The 18,226-nt window shown below is 70.8% G+C and carries 20 protein-coding genes and 4 pseudogenes; 16 read left to right on the forward strand and 8 right to left on the reverse strand.

Going from position 1 to position 18,226, the window contains the following annotated elements:
• Positions 1–99 precede the first annotated feature (99 nt).
• From ACZ4WH_RS00200 to ACZ4WH_RS00210, 3 genes and pseudogenes are all read left to right on the forward strand, one after another.
• A pseudogene (locus tag ACZ4WH_RS00200) lies at positions 100–369 on the forward strand (acetyl-CoA C-acetyltransferase); the annotation flags it as partial.
• Between the two features lie 194 nt (positions 370–563).
• Positions 564–2,504 carry an AMP-dependent synthetase/ligase gene (locus ACZ4WH_RS00205; protein WP_468174596.1) on the forward strand — a complete coding sequence of 647 codons (1,941 nt, stop codon included), beginning with the start codon at positions 564–566 and terminating at the stop codon, positions 2,502–2,504.
• Between the two features lie 1,062 nt (positions 2,505–3,566).
• Positions 3,567–4,448, forward strand: a complete 882-nt coding sequence (locus ACZ4WH_RS00210) for a LysR family transcriptional regulator (RefSeq protein ID WP_468174599.1) — start codon at positions 3,567–3,569, stop codon at positions 4,446–4,448.
• Here ACZ4WH_RS00210 and ACZ4WH_RS00215 read toward each other — a convergent pair.
• A complete protein-coding gene (locus ACZ4WH_RS00215) occupies positions 4,399–4,863 on the reverse strand; it encodes an ATP-binding protein (RefSeq protein ID WP_468174602.1) in 465 nt (154 codons plus the stop codon). The two genes, ACZ4WH_RS00210 and ACZ4WH_RS00215, sit on opposite strands and share 50 nt — an antisense overlap.
• A 111-nt stretch (positions 4,864–4,974) precedes the next feature.
• On the opposite strand from ACZ4WH_RS00215, the gene ACZ4WH_RS00220 reads away from it, so the two are divergent.
• A complete protein-coding gene (locus tag ACZ4WH_RS00220; protein WP_468175520.1) occupies positions 4,975–5,829 on the forward strand; it encodes a helix-turn-helix domain-containing protein in 855 nt (284 codons plus the stop codon).
• Positions 5,826–6,023: a DUF397 domain-containing protein gene (locus ACZ4WH_RS00225; protein ID WP_078629915.1), complete on the forward strand. Its 198-nt coding sequence runs from the start codon at positions 5,826–5,828 to the stop codon at positions 6,021–6,023. The genes ACZ4WH_RS00220 and ACZ4WH_RS00225 overlap by 4 nt, the downstream gene beginning before the upstream one ends.
• On the opposite strand, the gene ACZ4WH_RS00230 is transcribed toward ACZ4WH_RS00225, so the two are convergent.
• On the reverse strand, positions 5,979–6,611 hold the full coding sequence (locus tag ACZ4WH_RS00230; RefSeq protein ID WP_468174605.1) for a class I SAM-dependent methyltransferase: 633 nt from the start codon (positions 6,609–6,611) through the stop codon (positions 5,979–5,981). The genes ACZ4WH_RS00225 and ACZ4WH_RS00230 overlap by 45 nt on opposite strands.
• A gap of 83 nt (positions 6,612–6,694) precedes the next feature.
• On the opposite strand from ACZ4WH_RS00230, the pseudogene ACZ4WH_RS00235 reads away from it, so the two are divergent.
• Together ACZ4WH_RS00235 and ACZ4WH_RS00240 are read left to right on the forward strand one after the other, a co-directional pair.
• A pseudogene (locus ACZ4WH_RS00235) lies at positions 6,695–6,997 on the forward strand (serine/threonine-protein kinase); the annotation flags it as partial.
• A 145-nt stretch (positions 6,998–7,142) separates the two neighbouring features.
• Complete coding sequence (locus ACZ4WH_RS00240; RefSeq protein ID WP_468174608.1) at positions 7,143–7,607, forward strand: hypothetical protein; 465 nt, start codon at positions 7,143–7,145, stop codon at positions 7,605–7,607.
• 251 nt (positions 7,608–7,858) lie between these two features.
• Here the strand turns inward: ACZ4WH_RS00240 and ACZ4WH_RS00245 are convergent, their stop codons facing one another.
• Positions 7,859–8,173: an AzlD domain-containing protein gene (locus ACZ4WH_RS00245; RefSeq protein ID WP_468174611.1), complete on the reverse strand. Its 315-nt coding sequence runs from the start codon at positions 8,171–8,173 to the stop codon at positions 7,859–7,861.
• Positions 8,170–8,862, reverse strand: coding sequence for an AzlC family ABC transporter permease (locus ACZ4WH_RS00250; protein WP_468174614.1), 693 nt, complete (start codon positions 8,860–8,862; stop codon positions 8,170–8,172). The genes ACZ4WH_RS00245 and ACZ4WH_RS00250 overlap by 4 nt, the downstream gene beginning before the upstream one ends.
• Positions 8,863–8,931: 69 nt before the next feature.
• On the opposite strand from ACZ4WH_RS00250, the gene ACZ4WH_RS00255 reads away from it, so the two are divergent.
• Positions 8,932–9,495 carry a helix-turn-helix domain-containing protein gene (locus ACZ4WH_RS00255; RefSeq protein ID WP_468175523.1) on the forward strand — a complete coding sequence of 188 codons (564 nt, stop codon included), beginning with the start codon at positions 8,932–8,934 and terminating at the stop codon, positions 9,493–9,495.
• Between the two features lie 101 nt (positions 9,496–9,596).
• Here ACZ4WH_RS00255 and ACZ4WH_RS00260 read toward each other — a convergent pair whose 3' ends face one another.
• Positions 9,597–9,800 carry a cold-shock protein gene (locus ACZ4WH_RS00260; RefSeq protein WP_003992177.1) on the reverse strand — a complete coding sequence of 68 codons (204 nt, stop codon included), beginning with the start codon at positions 9,798–9,800 and terminating at the stop codon, positions 9,597–9,599.
• A gap of 287 nt (positions 9,801–10,087) precedes the next feature.
• Between ACZ4WH_RS00260 and ACZ4WH_RS00265 the strand changes: the two genes are divergently transcribed.
• From ACZ4WH_RS00265 to ACZ4WH_RS00280, 4 genes are all read left to right on the forward strand, one after another.
• On the forward strand, positions 10,088–10,936 hold the full coding sequence (locus ACZ4WH_RS00265; protein WP_364864206.1) for a menaquinone biosynthetic enzyme MqnA/MqnD family protein: 849 nt from the start codon (positions 10,088–10,090) through the stop codon (positions 10,934–10,936).
• Between the two features lie 50 nt (positions 10,937–10,986).
• The gene (locus ACZ4WH_RS00270) at positions 10,987–11,766 is read left to right on the forward strand and encodes a prepilin peptidase (protein ID WP_468174617.1); all 780 of its coding nucleotides are present in this window, start codon (positions 10,987–10,989) and stop codon (positions 11,764–11,766) included.
• A gap of 72 nt (positions 11,767–11,838) precedes the next feature.
• Positions 11,839–13,038 carry a cyclic dehypoxanthinyl futalosine synthase gene (mqnC, locus tag ACZ4WH_RS00275; protein ID WP_014674270.1) on the forward strand — a complete coding sequence of 400 codons (1,200 nt, stop codon included), beginning with the start codon at positions 11,839–11,841 and terminating at the stop codon, positions 13,036–13,038.
• A gap of 7 nt (positions 13,039–13,045) precedes the next feature.
• Positions 13,046–13,651: a hypothetical protein gene (locus ACZ4WH_RS00280; RefSeq protein ID WP_468174620.1), complete on the forward strand. Its 606-nt coding sequence runs from the start codon at positions 13,046–13,048 to the stop codon at positions 13,649–13,651.
• Positions 13,652–13,669: 18 nt separating this feature from the next.
• Here ACZ4WH_RS00280 and ACZ4WH_RS00285 read toward each other — a convergent pair whose 3' ends face one another.
• Entirely contained in the window at positions 13,670–14,677 is a 1,008-nt protein-coding gene (locus ACZ4WH_RS00285; protein ID WP_468174623.1) for a chitinase, read from the reverse strand.
• A gap of 155 nt (positions 14,678–14,832) precedes the next feature.
• Between ACZ4WH_RS00285 and ACZ4WH_RS00290 the strand changes: the two genes are divergently transcribed.
• From ACZ4WH_RS00290 to ACZ4WH_RS00305, 4 genes and pseudogenes are all read left to right on the forward strand, one after another.
• Positions 14,833–15,234, forward strand: coding sequence for a hypothetical protein (locus tag ACZ4WH_RS00290; RefSeq protein ID WP_468174626.1), 402 nt, complete (start codon positions 14,833–14,835; stop codon positions 15,232–15,234).
• A gap of 19 nt (positions 15,235–15,253) precedes the next feature.
• Positions 15,254–15,645 (forward strand): annotated as a pseudogene (locus ACZ4WH_RS00295) (bi-functional transferase/deacetylase); the annotation flags it as partial.
• Positions 15,626–16,513 (forward strand): annotated as a pseudogene (locus tag ACZ4WH_RS00300) (acyltransferase family protein); the annotation flags it as partial. The pseudogenes ACZ4WH_RS00295 and ACZ4WH_RS00300, both read left to right, overlap by 20 nt.
• Positions 16,510–17,202: a demethylmenaquinone methyltransferase gene (locus tag ACZ4WH_RS00305; RefSeq protein WP_468175526.1), complete on the forward strand. Its 693-nt coding sequence runs from the start codon at positions 16,510–16,512 to the stop codon at positions 17,200–17,202. The pseudogene ACZ4WH_RS00300 and the gene ACZ4WH_RS00305, both read left to right, overlap by 4 nt.
• Positions 17,203–17,254: 52 nt before the next feature.
• On the opposite strand, the gene ACZ4WH_RS00310 is transcribed toward ACZ4WH_RS00305, so the two are convergent.
• Both ACZ4WH_RS00310 and ACZ4WH_RS00315 read right to left on the reverse strand, forming a co-directional pair.
• Complete coding sequence (locus ACZ4WH_RS00310; protein ID WP_468174629.1) at positions 17,255–17,572, reverse strand: PASTA domain-containing protein; 318 nt, start codon at positions 17,570–17,572, stop codon at positions 17,255–17,257.
• A 109-nt stretch (positions 17,573–17,681) separates the two neighbouring features.
• The gene (locus tag ACZ4WH_RS00315) at positions 17,682–18,200 is read right to left on the reverse strand and encodes a GNAT family N-acetyltransferase (protein WP_468174632.1); all 519 of its coding nucleotides are present in this window, start codon (positions 18,198–18,200) and stop codon (positions 17,682–17,684) included.
• Positions 18,201–18,226: the final 26 nt, after the last annotated feature.

The following is an 18,226-nucleotide window of genomic DNA, read 5'->3' on the forward strand; positions in this document are numbered from 1 at the left end:
AGGTAAGTCGAGGTGGGCCACTGCCGGGTGAGCCACCGCCACGGGTGAGGAGCGGATCGACATGAGCCCCCTGGACCATCCCGCGCACGCCGGGTCGCGGTGCTCGGCGGCACCCGCGTCCCGTTCGCCCGCTCCGACGGCCCCTATGCCACCGCGAGCAACCAGGAGATGCTGACCACCGCCCTGATCGGCCTCACCGACCGCCACGACCTCCAAGACCTCCACGGCCCCGGCGTGGTCGGCGAGTTCGTCGCCGGCGCGGTCCTCAAGCGCAGCCGGGACTTCAACCTGCCCCGCGAAACCGCGCTCGGTTCCCGGCTGGAGCCGCGCACCCCCGCCTACGACATCCAGCAGGCCTGCGGCAACGGACCCTGACACCGGGCCGCCAGGCAAAGGTGAGCACCCGTCACATAGCCCCCGATGCTGCACATCCCCGGCCCCGGACCCTCCCCGAACCCGCACAACCCCCTCACAGCGGAGCCGTACGATCACCTGCCTAACCAGCGGTAACCCCTTTCCGTGAAAGGCTCACCGCAGGTGCACGAACGCCAGAGGAGCCGCCCGTGTCCACGCCGTACCCGACCCCGCCCGCCTCCTCCGGCACCCCGGTCTCCGCCACCGACTACGACGGCCGCCCGGTCCTCGTCGAACCCGAGATACGCCGGCTGGACGGGGCCGTACGCGAAGTGGCGGTCCCCCCGTTCGCGCCCCCGGTCACCCACGGCTCCCTGGCCGACCTCCCGTACGAGAACGCGGAGGCCGCCCCCGACCAGGTCGTCCTCAGCCGCAAGCTCTCCGACGGCAGTTGGCGGGATGTGACGGCCGCCCGCTTCGCCGCCGAGGTGCAGGCCGTGGCGAAGGGACTGATCGCCGAAGGGCTGGTGCCCGGCGACCGCATCGCCGTCATGTCCCGCACGACGTACGACTGGACCCTGCTCGACTTCGCCGCCTGGGCGGCCGGCCTGGTCACGGTCCCGATCTACCCCACCTCCTCCGTCTTCCAGACCCGCTGGATCCTCCACGACTCCGGCGCGGTCGCCCTGGTCACCGAGACCGCCGCCCAGGCCGCCGCCATCGGTCCCGAACTCGCCCACCTGCCCGACCTGCGCCACCTGTGGGTGATGGAGAAGGACCACGTGGCCCGCCTCGCCGACGCGGGCGCACCGGTGCCGGACGGCGAGACCGGCGTACGCCGGGGCATGCTCGGTCCCGACACGCTCGCCACCCTGATCTACACCTCGGGCACCACCGGCCGGCCCAAGGGCTGCGCCCTCTCGCACGGCAACTTCTTCGCCGAGGTCGACAACGCGATCGAACTCCTCTACCCCGTCTTCAAGGCCAAGGGCGAGGACCCGTCGGTCCTGCTCTTCCTCCCCATGTCCCACGTCTTCGGCCGCATGGTGGCCATCGCCTGCGTCCGCGCCCGGGTCCGCCTCGGCCACGCCCCCAGCCTGGCCCCGCAGGATCTCCTCCCGGACCTGGACGCCTTCAAGCCGACCTGCCTGCTGACCATCCCCTACATGCTGGAGAAGGTCTACAACTCCGCGCGCGCCAAGGCGGAGGCCGGCGGCCGGGCGTCGGTCTTCGACCGGGCGGCGGCCGTGGCCCAGCGCTACGGCGAGGCGCTGGAGGCCCGCCAGACCGGCGCCGGCAACGGCCCGGGGCGCGCCCTGAAGACACAGCGCGCCTTCTACGACCCCCTCGTCTACCGCCGCCTCCGCGCCGCCATGGGCGGCCGCGTCCGGTACGCCATCTGCGGCGGCTCCCCGCTCGGCCGACGCCTCGCCGCGTTCTACGCCGGTGCCGGCATCGAGATCTTCGAGGGCTACGGCCTCACGGAGACCACCGGCGCCTCCACGGTCACGCCGCCGCTGAAACCGCGCCTGGGCACGGTCGGCTGGCCGCTGCCCGGCACGCGGGTGAGGATCGCGGCGGACGGCGAGATCCTCATCGGCGGCGACCACGTCCTGCGCGGCTACTGGGACCCCCAGGCGGGCGGAGTGGTCCCCGCCACCCGCGACGGCTGGCTGCCGACGGGCGACCTCGGCGAACTGGACGACGAGGGCTACCTGACCATCACCGGCCGCAAGAAGGAACTCCTGATCACGGCGGGCGGCAAGTCGGTGGCTCCGGCCCCGCTGGAGAACTGGCTGCGCCAGCACCCGCTGATCTCGCAGGTGATGCTGGTCGGCGACGCCCGCCCCTACGTCGCGGCGCTCATCACCCTGGACCGCGACGGCATCACACACTGGCGCCAGATGATCGGCAAGCACCCGGTACCGCCAGAACTCCTGGTCGACGACGAGGAGTTGAGGGCCGTCCTCCAGCGGGCGATCGACGAGGCGAACCGCATGGTCTCCCGCCCCGAGTCCATCCGCCGCTTCGCCGTCCTCCCGGTCGACTTCACCGAGTCGGCAGGCCACCTGACCCCTTCCATGAAGCTGCGACGCGAGCAGATCCTGCGGGACTTCGCGGGCGAGGTGGAGGGGTTGTACGAGCGCTGAGGGGAGCGGAGCGGGGAGGTTGCTGTTGGGCCGCTCGCTTCTTGGCCAGTGTCGTGCTTCCGCGGGCCGCGTCAAGGGCGCTTCGCGTCGCCTTCGGCGATGGGCCTCCGGCCCACCCTTGACCCGGCCCGCTCCAGCACGAGGAAGAAGCGAGCGAGCGGCCCGGAACAGCGGTGGCCCCAGCGGCAACGGGCCCCCGGCTCAACTGCGCCCGCACCCGGCGCTAGGGGTACGCGTCGGCGCCTCGCCAGCACGCCGGGCTGGCCTAGCGGCTTGCGGCCGGTGGGGGTGCGCGCCCGCGTCTCGCCTGCACGCCGGGTGAGTTTGGCGGCTGGCGGCTTGCGGCTTGCGGGTGGTGGGCGCGGGGTGACTCCCGGCTGCTGTCCTGGGCGTCCCATGAGCCCCTCAGGTCACACGGGCCCGGTGATTGGCGGATTTGGGCCACTCCCGGCGACCGCCCAGCCCCCCGACCTGCCCATTTGTCCGCACCCCTTGGCACAAATCTGCCAATCACGGTGTGAGGGGCCCGCCGTCGGGGGAGCCGCCCCTCCCCACACCCGCCGTTCGCCGCTAAGCCCACCCGGCGTGCTGGCGAGGCGGGACGGCGCCCCACCCACTGGGCGTTCGCCGCTAAGCTCACCCGGCGTGCTGGCGAGGCGCGTCCGCGCAGCCCTGCCGACGATGCGGAGGCAACTGGCCCGAGGGCCCGGTACCGGGCTGGGCCACCGGCTTTCCGGGCCGCTCGCTCGCTTCTCCCTCGTGCTGGAGCGAGGTGAGTCAAGGGTGGCCCGGAGGGCCATCGCCGAAGGCGACGCGCAGCGCCCTTTACTCAGCTCGCGGAGGCACGACACTGGCCGAGAAGCGAGCGGCCCAACGGTCACTTCACAGCACAGCGAAGGTCGGCACCCGCTCCCCGCTGGTCCCACCTTCTCCGGAATCGGCGGGGCGTGGAGCGGGTTGCCGCCTGGGTCGGTCGCGGCCCGCTCACGATCCTCGCGCGCTGTGCTGAGCCCAGTCAATCCTTGGGTTTCCTCATCAAACCCCAGTGTTAACTTGGGGGTTGTGACCCTGGAAGACCTCCGCGTGTTCGTCGCCGTGTGCCGTGCGGGCAGCCTCAGCTCGGTAGCCCGTGACCTCGGCCGCACCCAGTCCGCCGTCAGTCAGCACGTCAAGCGACTTGAGCGGGAGACCGGCGTGGCCCTGCTGGAACGCCAGCCGCGCGGAGTCGTCCCGACGCAGGCCGGCCGGATACTGGAAGCCGCCGCAGCCGAGGGCGTCAACGCCCTGGACGTCGCCGTACGCCAGCTCCGCGACCTGGTCGACGGCCACAGCGGGTACGTCCGCGTGGCCACCGGCGCGACGACCGTCCGGCACTTCATGTCCGACGCGGTCGTCACGTTCCGCCGCCGGCACCCCAAGGTCAACCTTGAGTTCCGCACGGTCAGTTCGGGCCGGGGCAGTTTCGACGCGCTCGCCGACGGCACGCTGGACCTCGCCTGGATCACCATCGGCCCACCGGTCCGGGGCATCGAGCAGCGAACGGTCGTGGAACTGCCCTGGCTCCTCGCGGTCCGGGCGGACGACCCGCTGGCCGACCGCCCGCACCTGGACCCGGCGGAGCTGTCCGACGCACGGGTCATCCGGCTCCCACCGAACTCCACATCCGCCGCCCACCTGGAAGCGGCGTGCGCCGAGCGGGGCGTGCGGTTCGCCTACGAGCCGAACGTGGCCGACTGGGACACGGCCCTGCTGCTCGCCGAACTGGGCATCGGACGGGCGGTCGTCCCCGCCGTACCGGGACTGCCGGTCCCCGGCGACGGCCCACTGCGCCTGATCCCGCTGCCCGGCCTCCGTCCCCTCCCCGTCGGCTGGGCCGTCCGCCGCTGGGACGCCCTCAGCCCGCCGGCCCGGGCCTTCGCGGACACGGTCGCCGCCCTCCGCTGAGCGCCAACTCCACCCAGACCGTCTTGCCGACGTCCCGCTCTGACACGCCCCACAGCCTGGCCAGCACCTGTACGACGACGAGACCCCGGCCGTTCTCGTCCTCCAACCGCCCGTCCAGGAACCGCAGGGCGCGGTCGCCCCGGGCGTCGCTCACCTCGATACGCAAGGTGTCCTCGGCGGGGAGCAGTGCGAGCCGCAGTTCGAAGTCCCGGCCCGGTACGCGACCGTGCGTGACGGCGTTGGCGGCGAGTTCCGCCACGATGAGCTGGGCGGTGTGGCTGAGGTCGCCGTCGTGCGGGTATCCCCAGGTGGCGAGCGCGGTACCGGTGAGCCGACGGGCCAGCCGGGCGCCTCGGGGCGTCGAGCTGAGCCGTTGGACGAGTTCGGTTGTGGGGGTGGAGATTTCTACGTTCACATCACCGACAGTGGTCACTTCTCTCTACCCTGACCAGGGGAAACTCGGCGACTCTCCGTAGTCGTACGAGTGCGGGCCGTCTGGTGTACGGGTGTCGTGGAGGGTGTCGTGATGGAGGAGCGGAGGCCGGAGACACCGGCGGAGGCGAACGGGTCGCACGCGGTGTTCATGGTCATCGGCAAGCAGCTGAAGTTGCTGCGGGAGAAGGCGGGGCTGAACCAGAGGGAGTTCGGTCAGCTGGCGGGATACGGTCCGGATCTGATCTCGGCCATCGAGCGGGGGGTGCGGACGCCAAGGCCGGAATTCCTGCGGAGGGCAGACGAAATCCTCAAGGCCGACGGGCTGTTCACAGACGTCATCCCGGAGGTCGAGGAGGCGATGGCCAAGGCGCGGACCCGGCACCCGGAGTGGTACCGGAGCTACGCGGCGATGGAAGCGGAGGCTGTGGAGCTGCACCACTACTCCAACCACGCGGTGCAGGGGTTGTTGCAGACCGAGGCTTACGCGCGGGCGGTGTTCACCAAACGGCGGCCGTTCCTCAGCGAGGAGACCATCGAGAAGCGGGTCGCCGACCGACTCTCACGCCAGCAAGTGTTCGAGCGCGTACCGGCCCCCGTGGTCAGCTATGTACTCGAAGAGGTCGTGCTCGATCGACCGATCGGCGGGCCACGCGTTCACGCCGAGCAACTGCGCCGCCTGCTGGACGTCGGCAGCATGAGGAACGTGGAGATCCAGGTGATGCCGACGCGCCTACAGGAACACCCGAACATGGACGGCGCGTTCAACCTCCTTGTTCCCAGGGGGCACTCGCAGGTCGCGTACACGGAGATCCAGGGGTTCCCCCGCCTCATCACGGACCGGGAGGAGGTACGGAAGATCGCCGACCGCTATGGGATCATGCGGGCCGTAGCACTTCCACCCTTGGAAACACGGGCGTTGATCGAAAAGAAGCTGGAGACGCTATGAGCAGCGCAGAACTCACTTGGTTCAAATCCAGCCACAGCGGTGGAGAAGGCGGCGATTGCGTGGAAGTCGCCCCCCACCCCACCGCCATCCACATCCGCGACTCGAAGCAACCCCTCGCCGCCCACCTCACCGTCACCCCTTCCGCTTGGTCAGCCTTCCTTCTGGGCGAGAAGGAACGCCTGCGGGACGGGTGATTCGCCCCGGGTCACCTCGGGTCCGCGCACGGTGGTGGAGCGGAGGGTGAAACCGGCGTCGGAGAGCAGGTCCGCCATCTGCTCGGGGTGGCGCCGGTGGTAGTCCAGGGCCACGTCGTGACCGAAGGGGCGTTCGAGGCGGAGCGGTACGTCACCCACCTGGAAGGCGAGCAGGAGGCGGCCACCGGTGGCCAGTACCCGGTGGAACTCGGTGAACAGGTCGGGCAGTTCGTCCACAGGTGTGTGGATGCTGGAGTACCAGGAGACCACCCCGGCCAGCGAACCGTCGGCGACAGACAGCTTCCGCATGGAGCCCTGTTCGAACCGCAGCGCGGGGTGCCGGCGGCGGGCGATGGCGATCATGGCGTCGGAGAGGTCCAGGCCGAAGACGGACAGGCCCAGGCCGGCCAGGTGGGCGGTGACGTCGCCGGGGCCGCAGCCGAGGTCGGCCACCGTGCCGCGGGGGCCGACCTGTTCGGCGTACGCGCTGAGCAGGGCCCGCTCCAGGGGCCTCTCGGCCAGGGGATCGCGGAAATGGTCGGCGTAGTCCTCGGCGATGGTGTCGTAGAAGGCGCGGGTGTCGGTCATGGGGAGGGACCGTAGCGGCCCGCACCGACACTCCGCTTAGGCTGCTGCCGTTGGCCAACGCATCAACTGGGGGGTACAGGCCGATGAACCAGTCGACGGAGGTGTTCCAGCCACTCCAGGCGGACGACCCGCCCGTGGTGGCGGGCTACCGGCTCGCCGCGCGGCTGGGCGCGGGCGGTATGGGCCGGGTCTACCTGTCCCACACGCAGGGCGGCCGGCCCGTCGCGCTCAAGGTCGTACGGCCGGAGCTGGCGGACGACCCCGATTTCCGGCGGCGGTTCGGCAGGGAGATCAAGGCGGCTCGGCGGGTGCGGGGGGCGTACACCGCCGAACTGATCGACGCCGACGCCGACGGCGTACCGCCGTGGCTGGCCACGCTGTTCGTGCAGAGATCGATTCGAGGGGGAGCGAAGCAGGCCGAAAGCAGCTGGAGCCTCCTCCAACGAGTCCGATCCATGGGGTCAGCACACACGGCGCTCGCTACCATGATCCGCGATCTCGTCAGTTAATCGTTTCTCTCAAAGGAACCGCATGCGACTTCCTCGTCGTGCCCTGGTCTTACTGACTACGCTGGCCACCCTCATAGGCGTCAACCTGCTCATCTCCACCCCCGCGCAGGCCGCCACCTCCTGCTCCGGCACCATCACTCATACCGAGACCTTCTCGTACCCAGGAGAAGGCGTAGTTGGTGAGCTGACCATCTATTACAACAGCAGCAACGGCGGGACCAACAGCGCCTGCTTCTACCACCGAGGCCGCGCCTACGGCGTTGTCGCTGAGACCTACGTCTACATCATGCGGTGTGCGCAAACGTCCGGCGAGGGTCAGCCATGCAAGTCCACCTTCCCTGGCGGCTCTGACGACGGTAACTATGCCTACCAGGCAGGTCCCGTCGGTGTGACCGGCACGGCAAACGACTGTGTCGGAGCGATAGGCTGGATCGCATGGCACGGGACGATCATCGGCACAGGCAATCCTAAGACGTGGGGTTGTTGATCGCGGCGTTCATGGCGGGGCTGTGGCAGATGCCGCAGTCCGGTCAGTCACCGGGCCCTCTGTGAGTACCGTCTCCTCCTCAAGTACGCAACGAAGCACAGTTGGACGCTCAGCATCGCGGCGACCGGTACCGAGTTCTGCATGAAGGACGACGAGGGCAACATCGGGCTGTACGTGATCCAGACGAAGTCCACCGCGATGCCCGACATCGCCTTCCTCACCGGCGACCTGACCGTCTGGCGGAACGCCGCCTAACCCACCCCCGCCAGCCGCAGCAGTGCCGTCGTCGTGGCCGCCCCCAGCACCACCACGGCGAACGGTGCCCGGCGCCAGGCCAGTGCGGCGCCGACCAGGACGCCGGCGGGGCGGGCCCAGCCCGCGAAGCCGCCGGACTCGGTCAGCGCGCCCGTGGCCAGCAGGGCGACCAGGAGGACCACCGCGCCCGCCGAGGCCAGCTCCTGGACGCGGGGCGGGACCGTGACCCGGCCGTGCAGGACCGGGCCGACCAGCCGGAAGGCGTACGTGCCGACGGCCAGGGCGAGGATCACGGCGAGCGTGGCGTTCATGCGGCGGCTCCCCGGCGGCGGTGCAGAGAGAGTCCGGCCAGGGCCAACAGGACCGGGACCCCGGCCGGGACGGCGGGCGTGGCCGCCGGGGCCAGGGCGGCGCCGAGCAGGGCGCACCGCCGTACGGTCGCGTCGGCGCGGAGGGCGGGCAGGACCAGGGCGACCAGGACGGCGGGGAACGCGGCGTCCAGTCCGTAGCGGGCGGTGTCGCCGAGGGCGCCGCCCGCGAGCGCGCCGGCCAGGACGCCGGTGTTCCACACGGCGAACAGGCCGAGCCCGGATATCCAGAACGCCCGTCGCCGGCGTACCGGGTCGGACTGGGCGAGGGCGAAGGCGACCGTCTCGTCGGTGACCAGGTGGGCGCCCAGGAAGCGGGCCGCGCGGCCCGTGCCGATGATCTCGGCCACGGCCAGACTGAAGGCCGCCGTCCGGGTGTTGAGCAGCAGTCCGGTGGCCACGGCGGCCACCGGACCGCCCCCGGCGAGCAGCACGCCCACCGCGCTGAACTGGGCCGAGCCCGCGTAGACCACGAGGGACATCAGCACCGGCACCCACATCGGCAGCCCGCCGGCGACGGAGACGGCGCCGAAGGAGACGCCGACGATGCCGCTGGCCAGCCAAATGAGCGAGCTGTCGCGGACGAGTGAGCCGTGGCCGGCCCTCGCGGGTGTTCGCTGTACCGAACGCATGTTTCCTACAATGGACAGTGAGCGCCCTGTCCGTCAAGGCGAACGATCGTACCGATGGAGCGAACGCACATGTCCGAGGTGCCCGCCCGGCTCCCCCTGGAGTGGATCGCCGCGTCCCTGAAGCGGGAGCGCGGCCGTGCCGGTCTGTCCCTGTCCGAGCTGGCCAAACGCGCCGGAATCGCCAAGTCCACGCTGTCCCAGCTGGAGGCCGCGAGCGGGAACCCGAGCATGGAGACCATCTGGGCGCTCGCGGTGGCGCTCGGCGTGCCGTTCAGTGCGCTGGTGGAGTCACCGACGCCCAGCGTCCAGGTGGTCCGGGCCGGCGAGGGGCCCACGGTCGGCTCGGAGCAGTCCAGCTATGTGGCCGCGCTGCTGTCGGCGAGCCCGCCGGGGGCGCGCCGGGACATTTATTACGTGTGGCTGGAGCCCGGGACCGTACGGGATTCAGAGCCCCACATTCCGGGGACCGTCGAGCACATCGTGGTCAGCGACGGGGCCGTGAAAGCCGGTCCGCGCGGCGGGGCCGTGGAACTCGGCCCCGGGGACTACATGTCGTACCGGGGAGACCTGCCTCACACGTACGAGGCGCTCGCGGCCGGGACCAAGTTCGTGCTGATCATGCAGCACATGTGAGCGTTCGTGAATACGAAATGAACGGGGAAAGGCAGGAGCCCCGTCGCCGGTGGCGCGGGGCTCCTTGGGTACTGCACTCAGGTTCTGCGATCAGGCAGTGATCAGACGGGAGTGACGTTCTCCGCCTGCGGGCCCTTCGGGCCCTGCGTCACGTCGAAGCTCACCTGCTGGTTCTCCTCGAGGGAGCGGAAGCCGGAGGCGTTGATCGCGGAGTAGTGAACGAAGACGTCGGGGCCGCCGCCCTCCTGGGCGATGAAGCCAAAGCCCTTTTCGGCGTTGAACCACTTGACGGTTCCGGTAGCCATAAGCCCTCCTTGGGCTCAAAAGGGTTGCCCTGCCTCCAGAACCTGCAAGTGCGAAACGGTGCTGCACGACTGCATTCGTCTGAAAACGACGAGAGCCTGCGGTTACATGCTCCGCAGGCTCTGTACTGCAAGGGAAACCAAACTGCAACTTGCGGCAAGCCTAGCATCCGGGCAGCCGAAAGCAATAGGGATCAAGATCACGTCACCCGGATGTTTGAACGTCCGCTAGGCCGTTCGGGGGTGGGGTCGGTCCCAGCACCGTACCCCACGGGGTCTAGTCTCGCGATGTGGACAATTCTCGCACCCGGCCGCGCGTCGGCCACATCCAGTTCCTGAACTGCCTGCCCCTCTACTGGGGGCTCGCGAGAACCGGCACGCTCCTCGACTTCGAGCTCACCAAGGACACCCCGGAGAAGCTCAGCGAGCGGCTCGTGCGCGGCGACCTCGACATCGGCCCCATCACCCTGGTGGAGTTCCTGCGCAACGCCGACGACCTCGTCGCCTTCCCCGACATCGCCGTCGGCTGCGACGGTCCGGTGATGTCCTGCGTGATCGTCTCGCAGGTCCCGCTGGACCAGCTCGACGGCGCCCGGGTCGCCCTCGGTTCGACCTCGCGCACCTCGGTCCGGCTCGCCCAGCTGCTGCTCGCCGAGCGGTACGGCGTCCAGCCCGACTACTACACCTGCCCGCCGGACCTCAGCCTGATGATGCAGGAGGCGGAGGCCGCCGTCCTCATCGGCGACGCCGCCCTGCGCGCCAACCTCCTCGACGGACCCCGCTTCGGTCTCCAGGTGCACGACCTCGGCGCGCTGTGGAAGGAGTGGACCGGCCTGCCGTTCGTCTTCGCGGTGTGGGCGGCCCGCCGGGACTACCTGGAACGCGAGCCGTCACTCACCCGCCAGGTCCACGAGGCCTTCCTCGCCTCCCGCAACCTCTCCCTGGAAGAGGTGCACAAGGTCGCCGAACAGGCCGCCCGCTGGGAGGAGTTCGACGAGGCCACCCTGGAGCAGTACTTCACCACCCTCGACTTCAGCTTCGGCGCCCCGCAGCTGGAGGCCGTCGCCGAGTTCGCCCGCCGGGTCGGCCCGACGACCGGCTTCCCGGCCGACGTGAAGGTGGAACTGCTCCAGCCCTGAACGGGGTAGGAACCCGGGACAGGCCGACCGAGGGGGGAAGCGTGGGCGGGGTGACCACAGGGGCGCTGGCGCTCGGCGCCCTGCTGTGGGGCGCACTGGCGGGGGCGCTGCTGCCCCGCGCCGCCTACCGTTTCGCCGTACCGTCCGGCGAGCCCTGGCGCGACCGCTGTCCCGGCGGCCACCATCCGGTCCGGGGGTGGCTGGGCGGGGTCCGGTGCGGGGAGTGCGCGCGCGGGGGCGAACGCGGGGGAGCCGAGGGGCGGGCGCCCGTCACGTCGTACGAGCCGTACGCCCCCTCCGCGCCCCTCCTCGCCACCGCCACCGCCCTCGTCTGCGCCGCCATCGCCGCCGCCACCGGCACCCGGCCCGAGCTGGGGGTGTGGCTGCTGCTCGCGCCCGTCGGCGTGCTGCTCGCCGCCGTCGACTTCCGGGTGCAGCGGCTGCCCGATCCGCTGACCCTCCCGCTGGCCGCCACCGCCCTCGCCCTGCTCGGCCTCGCCGCCCTGCTCCCCGAACACGCCGGCCACTGGCGCACCGCCCTGTACGGCGCCCTCGCGCTGGGCGCCGGCTACTACGTGCTGTACCGCGTCAACCCGGGCGGCATGGGCTTCGGCGACGTGAAGCTGGCCGTGGGCGCGGGCGCCGTACTCGGCTGGTACGGCTGGCCCACCGTGCTGCTCGGCACCTTCGCCGGGTTCCTGCTCGGCGCGCTCTACGGCGGCGCGCTCGTGCTGGCCCGGCGGGCGGGCCGGAAGACGGCCGTGCCGTTCGGCCCGTTCCTCCTCGCCGGTGCCCTCACCGGACTGCTGATCGGCGCGTACGCGGCCTGAGCGCGGGCGGCCGAAAGGGCTGGCGTAGGCTGACTCAGTCCGTCCACAACCCTTGACGAAAGGGACGCCCTGGTGACCGAGAAGGCCGACCTCACGTCTGTCCTCGACCGTGCCGCCGCCGGTGGGCGGATCACCCCGGAAGAGGCGCTCGTCCTCTACCGCGACGCCCCCCTGCACGCCCTGGGCGCCGCCGCCGACGCCGTGCGCCGCCGCAAGTACGCGGGCATCGAGCACATCGCCACGTACATCATCGAGCGGAACATCAACTACACGAACGTGTGTGTCACGGCGTGCAAGTTCTGCGCCTTCTACGCGGCCCCCAAGGACAAGGAGAAGGGCTGGACGCGGGATCTGGACGACATCCTGCGCCGCTGCGCCGAGACCGTCGAACTCGGCGGCACCCAGATCATGTTCCAGGGCGGTCACCACCCGGACTACGGCGTCGAGTACTACGAGAAGCACTTCCGGGCCATCAAGGAAGCCTTCCCGCAGCTGGTCATCCACTCCCTGGGCGCGTCCGAGGTCGAGCACATGGCCCGGATCAGCGGAGTCTCGGTGGAAGAGGCCATCACCCGGATCCACGAGGCCGGCCTGGACTCCTTCGCCGGTGCCGGCGCGGAACTGCTCCCCGAGCGCCCCCGCAAGGCCATCGCGCCCCTCAAGGAGAGCGGTGAGCGCTGGCTGGAGATCATGGAGACCGCGCACCGGCTGGGCGTCGAGTCCACCTCCACCATGCTGATGGGCACCGGCGAGACCAACGCCGAGCGGATCGAGCACCTGCGGATGATCCGGGACGTACAGGACCGTACGGGTGGCTTCCGCGCGTTCATCCCGTACACCTACCAGCCCGAGAACAACCACCTGAAGGGCCGCACCCAGGCGACCCTCTTCGAGTACCTGCGGATGATCGCCATCGCCCGCCTCTTCCTGGACAACGTCCAGCACATCCAGGGCTCGTGGCTCACCACCGGCAAGGAGGTCGGCCAGCTGTCCCTGCACTACGGCGCGGACGACCTGGGCTCGATCATGCTGGAGGAGAACGTGGTCTCCTCGGCCGGCGCCAAGCACCGCTCCAACCGCCTGGAGATCATCGACCTGATCCGCAAGGCGGGCCGCGTCCCGGCGCAGCGGGCGACGACGTACGAGCACCTGGTCGTCCACGACGACCCGGCGAACGACCCCGTGGACGACCGCGTGGTCTCCCACATCTCCTCGACGGCCATCGAGGGCGGCACGGCCCACCCCGAACTGAAGCTGCTCGCGTCGAACTAGGGCCGTCTTGCTGACGATTCACGCGGACTCCAGAGGGCACGCCTTCCTCGTCAAGGGGGAGTGGATCGAGGCGGTCGGGCCCCTGGAGGAGCTGGCCGCCGCGCAGCCACGCGTGCGCGTGCGCACCTGGCCCGGCATCCTCACGCCCGGGTTCGTCAACCTCTACGGCAACGAGCTGCTGGAGCGGACGTACCACCCGGACCCACGGGAGGCCGACGACCTCGGCACCGAGCCGCTGTCCGGGGACGCGCTCGCCCTGCTCACCCTGGACGACGTCCGCTGGGGCGCGAGCGCCCGGCGTGGCATCCAGCGCATGCTGACGTACGGCACGGTCGCCGTGGCCTGCGAGCCCTTCGCCAACCGCGCGGTGCGGGACGCCGTACGACGCACCGGGCTCGGGACCGTGGGACGGCTGGGCACCCCCGACGACCCGCCGTCCCTCGATCCGTTCGGCTCCGCCCGGCCCCCGATGCCGGCAACCGAACGCCGGGAGGGCTCCGCCGCCCGCTTCGCCGTCTTCGACGTACGCGACGAGGAGGAACTGGCCGAGCGGGGCGCGGCGACGTGCGTGGCGACCGTGGTGGCGGGGCGACTGGTGTTCCGCCGCCGCTGAGGCGCCGTAGCGACTCGCTCAGCCGGAGAAGCGGCGCGCGAAGGCGCCGGAACTCTGGCTCACCCCGCTGCAATCCGTGGCCGCCTCGTCCTGCCCGGGCTGCCCGTCCTCGCACTTCTGGTCCCGGAGCGTCGACCACATCGACACCCAGGCGACCCCCTTCCGCTCCGCGAACCCCCGCACCTGACCCGCGTCGGAGAGCGTGAACGTCTCGCCGGACACGTCGTTGACGCCGATCATCGAGGTCAGCGCCATGCCCCGCCAGGCACCCGCGTCCGACAGCCCGAACACCTTCTTCAGCTGGGCGTGCGCGGCCGTCGCGGACGTCACGGCGTAGTCCCCCATGTCGCCGTCGTACGACTCGCCGTAGTTCATGGTCATGAGGTCGACCGTGGAGACCTGGACGTCGTACGTGTTCGCGGTCTCCAGCAGCGCGAGGCCGTCCGCGTCGAGCCCCGACGGCATCACCGGAAGGGTGAAGGAGACCTCCAGATCCGGCCGTTCCTTCTGCAACCGCGCTATCGCCCGCGAACGCAGGTCGACGGAAGCGGAGTTGGCCAGCTCGTCCCCCTCGATGTCGAAGTCGGCCGCACTGGAGCCCGCCGCGTCCAGCGCCTTGCCATAGGCGGCGGCGAGTTCCGAAACACTGTCACAGGCGGCGGCCAACTCCTTTCCGGAGGCGCCGCCGAAAGACACCCGCACCGTGGCGCCGTTTTTCTTCAGCGCGGATATCCGGGATGTCACGGCGGAGTCGACGATCGCCTCGGTGCCGTTCCACTTCGGCGTACAGCCACCGCCACCGGAGATCACGAAGGCGAGGTTGTACGCCGCCGGGGACCCGGCGGAGTCGGTGGCCGCGGCCTCGGTGGCGCTGACGTAGGGGGCGTAGGCGGTGCCGGCCGCGGGGGCGGCGGCGGTGCTGGAGGCGGCGGCGTGCGGTGGGCTCGTGGCCTGCGCGGAACAACCCGTCACCGCGAGCGCGACCGCGCAGCCGGCGCCGGCCATGGGCCTCAGTGGACTCCTCATGAGGCGAAATCTCTCACACCGGGGTATGGACTCCGTGCGTCCTCTCAGCCCGGCAACAGGTTCAGGGCGCCTTCATGGGCGGCTCACAAGAATCTCGGCCGGCTCACAAGAATTCCCGAGAAAAGGCCACATAAAGGCTCTCTAATATCCGGGGAATGCAATCCGAACCCGCCATCGAAACTCGCGCCGCCGGGCGCGGTCGTCGCCGCAAACATGGCAACGGGCCCACCGAGGGACCCGTGTTCGTCGACACCACCGGACGCCGGTCCAAGGTGCTGCGCCGCCTCGGCCTGTTCCTCGGTGCCGTCTGCCTCACCTACGCGGGCGTGCTCGCCGCCGCCTTCATGGGCTGGGGCACCTCCCTGAACCCGTCCTCCCTGCTGCCCTTCGGCACCAACGCCGACGGCGGCCGGGCGCCCGGTCGGATACGGCCGGAGGGCGGCATCGGCCGCCAGATGGACCTGCCGAAAGCCACCGAGTCGGCTTCCCCCACCGTGTCCCCTTCCGTGTCCCCTTCCGTGTCCGCGCCGGTGTCCGCGTCCGCGGGCCTCGACTGACCGGAGCGCAGCGGCAGTCATGACCACTCCGACGTCCTCCCGGGGCCGCAGGCGCGCGCCCACCCGCATCGAGCGCGCGGCAGGCAAGGCCGCGGCGCTGCAACGCCCCCGCGTCATCCTCGCCTTCCTGCTCCTGCTCGCGCTGACCTGCGTGATGCTGCTCGACGGCTATCTGCGCGCCGAGGTCGGCGGCGACCAGCGCGTGCGCGGCGGGGCCGACTCCAGCGAGGTCCCGGACGCGATCCTCGACGGCGGCCCGATCCTCACCTTCCGGGGCGGCCAGGCCACCACGGTCTCCGTCCCCGCCAGGACGGCTCGATGGTGTCCCGCTACCCGGGCATCGTGAGGACGATGGCCGAGCAGGGCAACGAGGTCGGTGTCCACACCTTCACGCAAGGTGACGTACCACACCTTCGGCTGGGCCTGGTGCGGCCTGGTGTTCCCCTCCAGGGGCGTCATGTTCGCCCTGGCCGGCACCCTGCTGGCGAAGTCCCTGGAACGCCCGGCCGTGAAGGTCGTGAGAGCAGGTTCAGGAGGCTCCTGCCCCCCTTCTGGTTCTGGGGCTTCTTCGTGGTGCTCGCGATGCTGATCCACGGCTGGATGCCGGGCCGGCAGTTCGTCTACTGGGTCGTCCCGCTCGGCGACCCGCCGGGCAGCGCGTGGGGCGAGCAGGCCTGGGAGATCCTCTGGTACCTGCGCACCTACCTCTGGTTCGTGCTGCTGTCCCCGCCGCTGCTGCGGGTCTTCCGGTTCGCCCCGGTCCCGGTCCTGGTGCTGTCCCTCGCGCCGGTCCTGGTGCTGAACTTCGTCCGGTCCGGCCCGGACGACCGGCTGGGCAGCGCCCTGTGGGACCTGTCGACGTACCTCTGCTGCTGGATGCTCGGCTTCGCCCACCGCGACGGCGTGCTCCGGCGGGCGAAGCCGGCCCCGGTGGTCGTCCTGCTGCTGATGTGGGCGAAGTCGTACTTCCGGATCGACTTCGCCCGGCTGACCCGGTCGCGGCGCCTGGACCGGACGGTCACCGTCTTCAGCGCGCGCGGTGACGATCTACCTGTGGCACGAGATCGCGCTGGTGCTGGCCGTCCCGCTGATCGACCGGCTCTGGAACGTGCCGGCCTTCGAGACGTACCTCCCGCTGGACAGCCAGTGGTTCATGTTCGGCGTCGGCTGGGTGCTGATCGCCTTCTTCGTGCTCGCGTGCGGGTGGGTGGAGGACGTCGCGGCACGCAGGAAGCCGACGCTCCTGCCGGGAGGGCGGGCTGCAAGAATGGGCGGGTGACCCGCGCTTCCCTGAACAAGCAGCCGCACGAAGTCGCCTCGATGTTCGACGACGTGGCGGAACGGTACGACCTGACGAACGACGTGCTGTCGCTCGGCCAGGACCGGCGCTGGCGCAAGGAGGTGGCGAAGGCGGTCGACGCGCGCCCCGCGCAGAAGGTCCTGGACCTCGCCGCCGGTACGGCCACCTCCTCGCTGCCCTTCGCGCGGACGGGCGCGTACGTCGTCCCCTGCGACTTCTCCCTCGGCATGCTCCAGGTCGGCAAGAAGAAGCACACCTGGCTGCCGTTCACCGCGGGTGACGCGACGAGGCTGCCCTTCAAGGACGACACCTTCGACGCGGTGACGATCTCCTTCGGGCTGCGCAACGTGCAGGACACGGACGCGGCCCTGCGCGAGATGTACCGGGTCACCCGGCCCGGCGGACGCGTGGTGATCTGCGAGTTCTCCCACCCGACCTGGACGCCGTTCCGGACCGTCTACACCGAGTACCTGATGCGGGCACTGCCGTCGGTCGCGCGCACGGTGTCCTCGAACCCGGACGCGTACGTCTACCTCGCCGAGTCCATCCGGGCCTGGCCCGACCAGCCCGCGCTCGCCGAACGGCTGCGCAAGGCGGGCTGGTCCAAGGTGGCGTGGCGCAACCTCACCGGCGGGGTCGTCGCGCTGCACCGGGGCTTCAAGGAGTAGCGGGCTTCGAGGACCGGCAGCCCTGGGATGGGGCAGGGCTTCGGGACGAGCTTCAAGGAGAGCTGAATCCGGCCACCGCGTACGGGTCGCCGGGCTGCTCCAACTCCCGTTGCAGTCCGCCCGTCGGGGGTCGCGGAACGCGCGGCTCCCGCACGCCTCCGCCGCCCTCACCCTCACCGAAGTCGAACCACACGTACACCATCGAGTCCGGCGGCACCTCGGCACCGGGCTGCGGATACTGGCGTACGACGTGGTCGACGACGGTGCGGTGGAAGTCCGGGCGGTCCGGCGCGTTGAGGAACAGCCCCCGCGCCCTGGCCGTTTCGCGCGCGTCCACAGCCATCAGGCCGACCAGACGCGGGACGCGCACTTCGGGTGTTTTGGGTGTTATGCGCACAGATGTCACCCCCAGCGGTACTGGCAGGGTAACTCTCGCCCGGCCCGCCCGGAAGGCGCCGGTGTCTTTCTGTAACAGATAACTACGCTGTGTGATGAAGGCTGAGCCGGAAGCACAGGGCCGGCTCGTTCAGCGTGGGGTGCGTGTAGGTCTCCGCCCGCTCCATGCCGAGCCGCCGGGCCACCGCGATCGACCGCTCGTTGCCCTGGAGGACCATCGCCACCACCGCCGGCACCCCGGCCTCCCGCACCCGCCGCAGCGTCTCCCGCGCCGCCGCCGTCGCGTACCCCTTGCCCCAGTGTGCCCGCCCGAGCCGCCAGCCGATCTCGGTCTCGCCGACCGGACCCCAGTCCGGCCGCCACGGCTGCGCGCCGGTGAAGCCGATGACCTCCCCGGACTCGTTCAGCAGGGTCCACAGGCAGAAGCCGTGTTCCGCGTCGTGCCGCCGCTGGCGCGCGGTGAGTTCCTCGTAGACCGACAGCTCCGCCGGCCTGCCGCCGTGAAACTCCATGACCTCCGGGTCGGCGAAGATCCGGTGCCAGGCGATCGCGTCCTCGTGCGTGGGAACGCGCAGCCGTACCGCGGGGAGAGGTCGGTTCACGGGGCAGCCCTTCAGCCGGTGATCAA

The organism is Streptomyces sp. NPDC029138 (assembly GCF_055564375.1).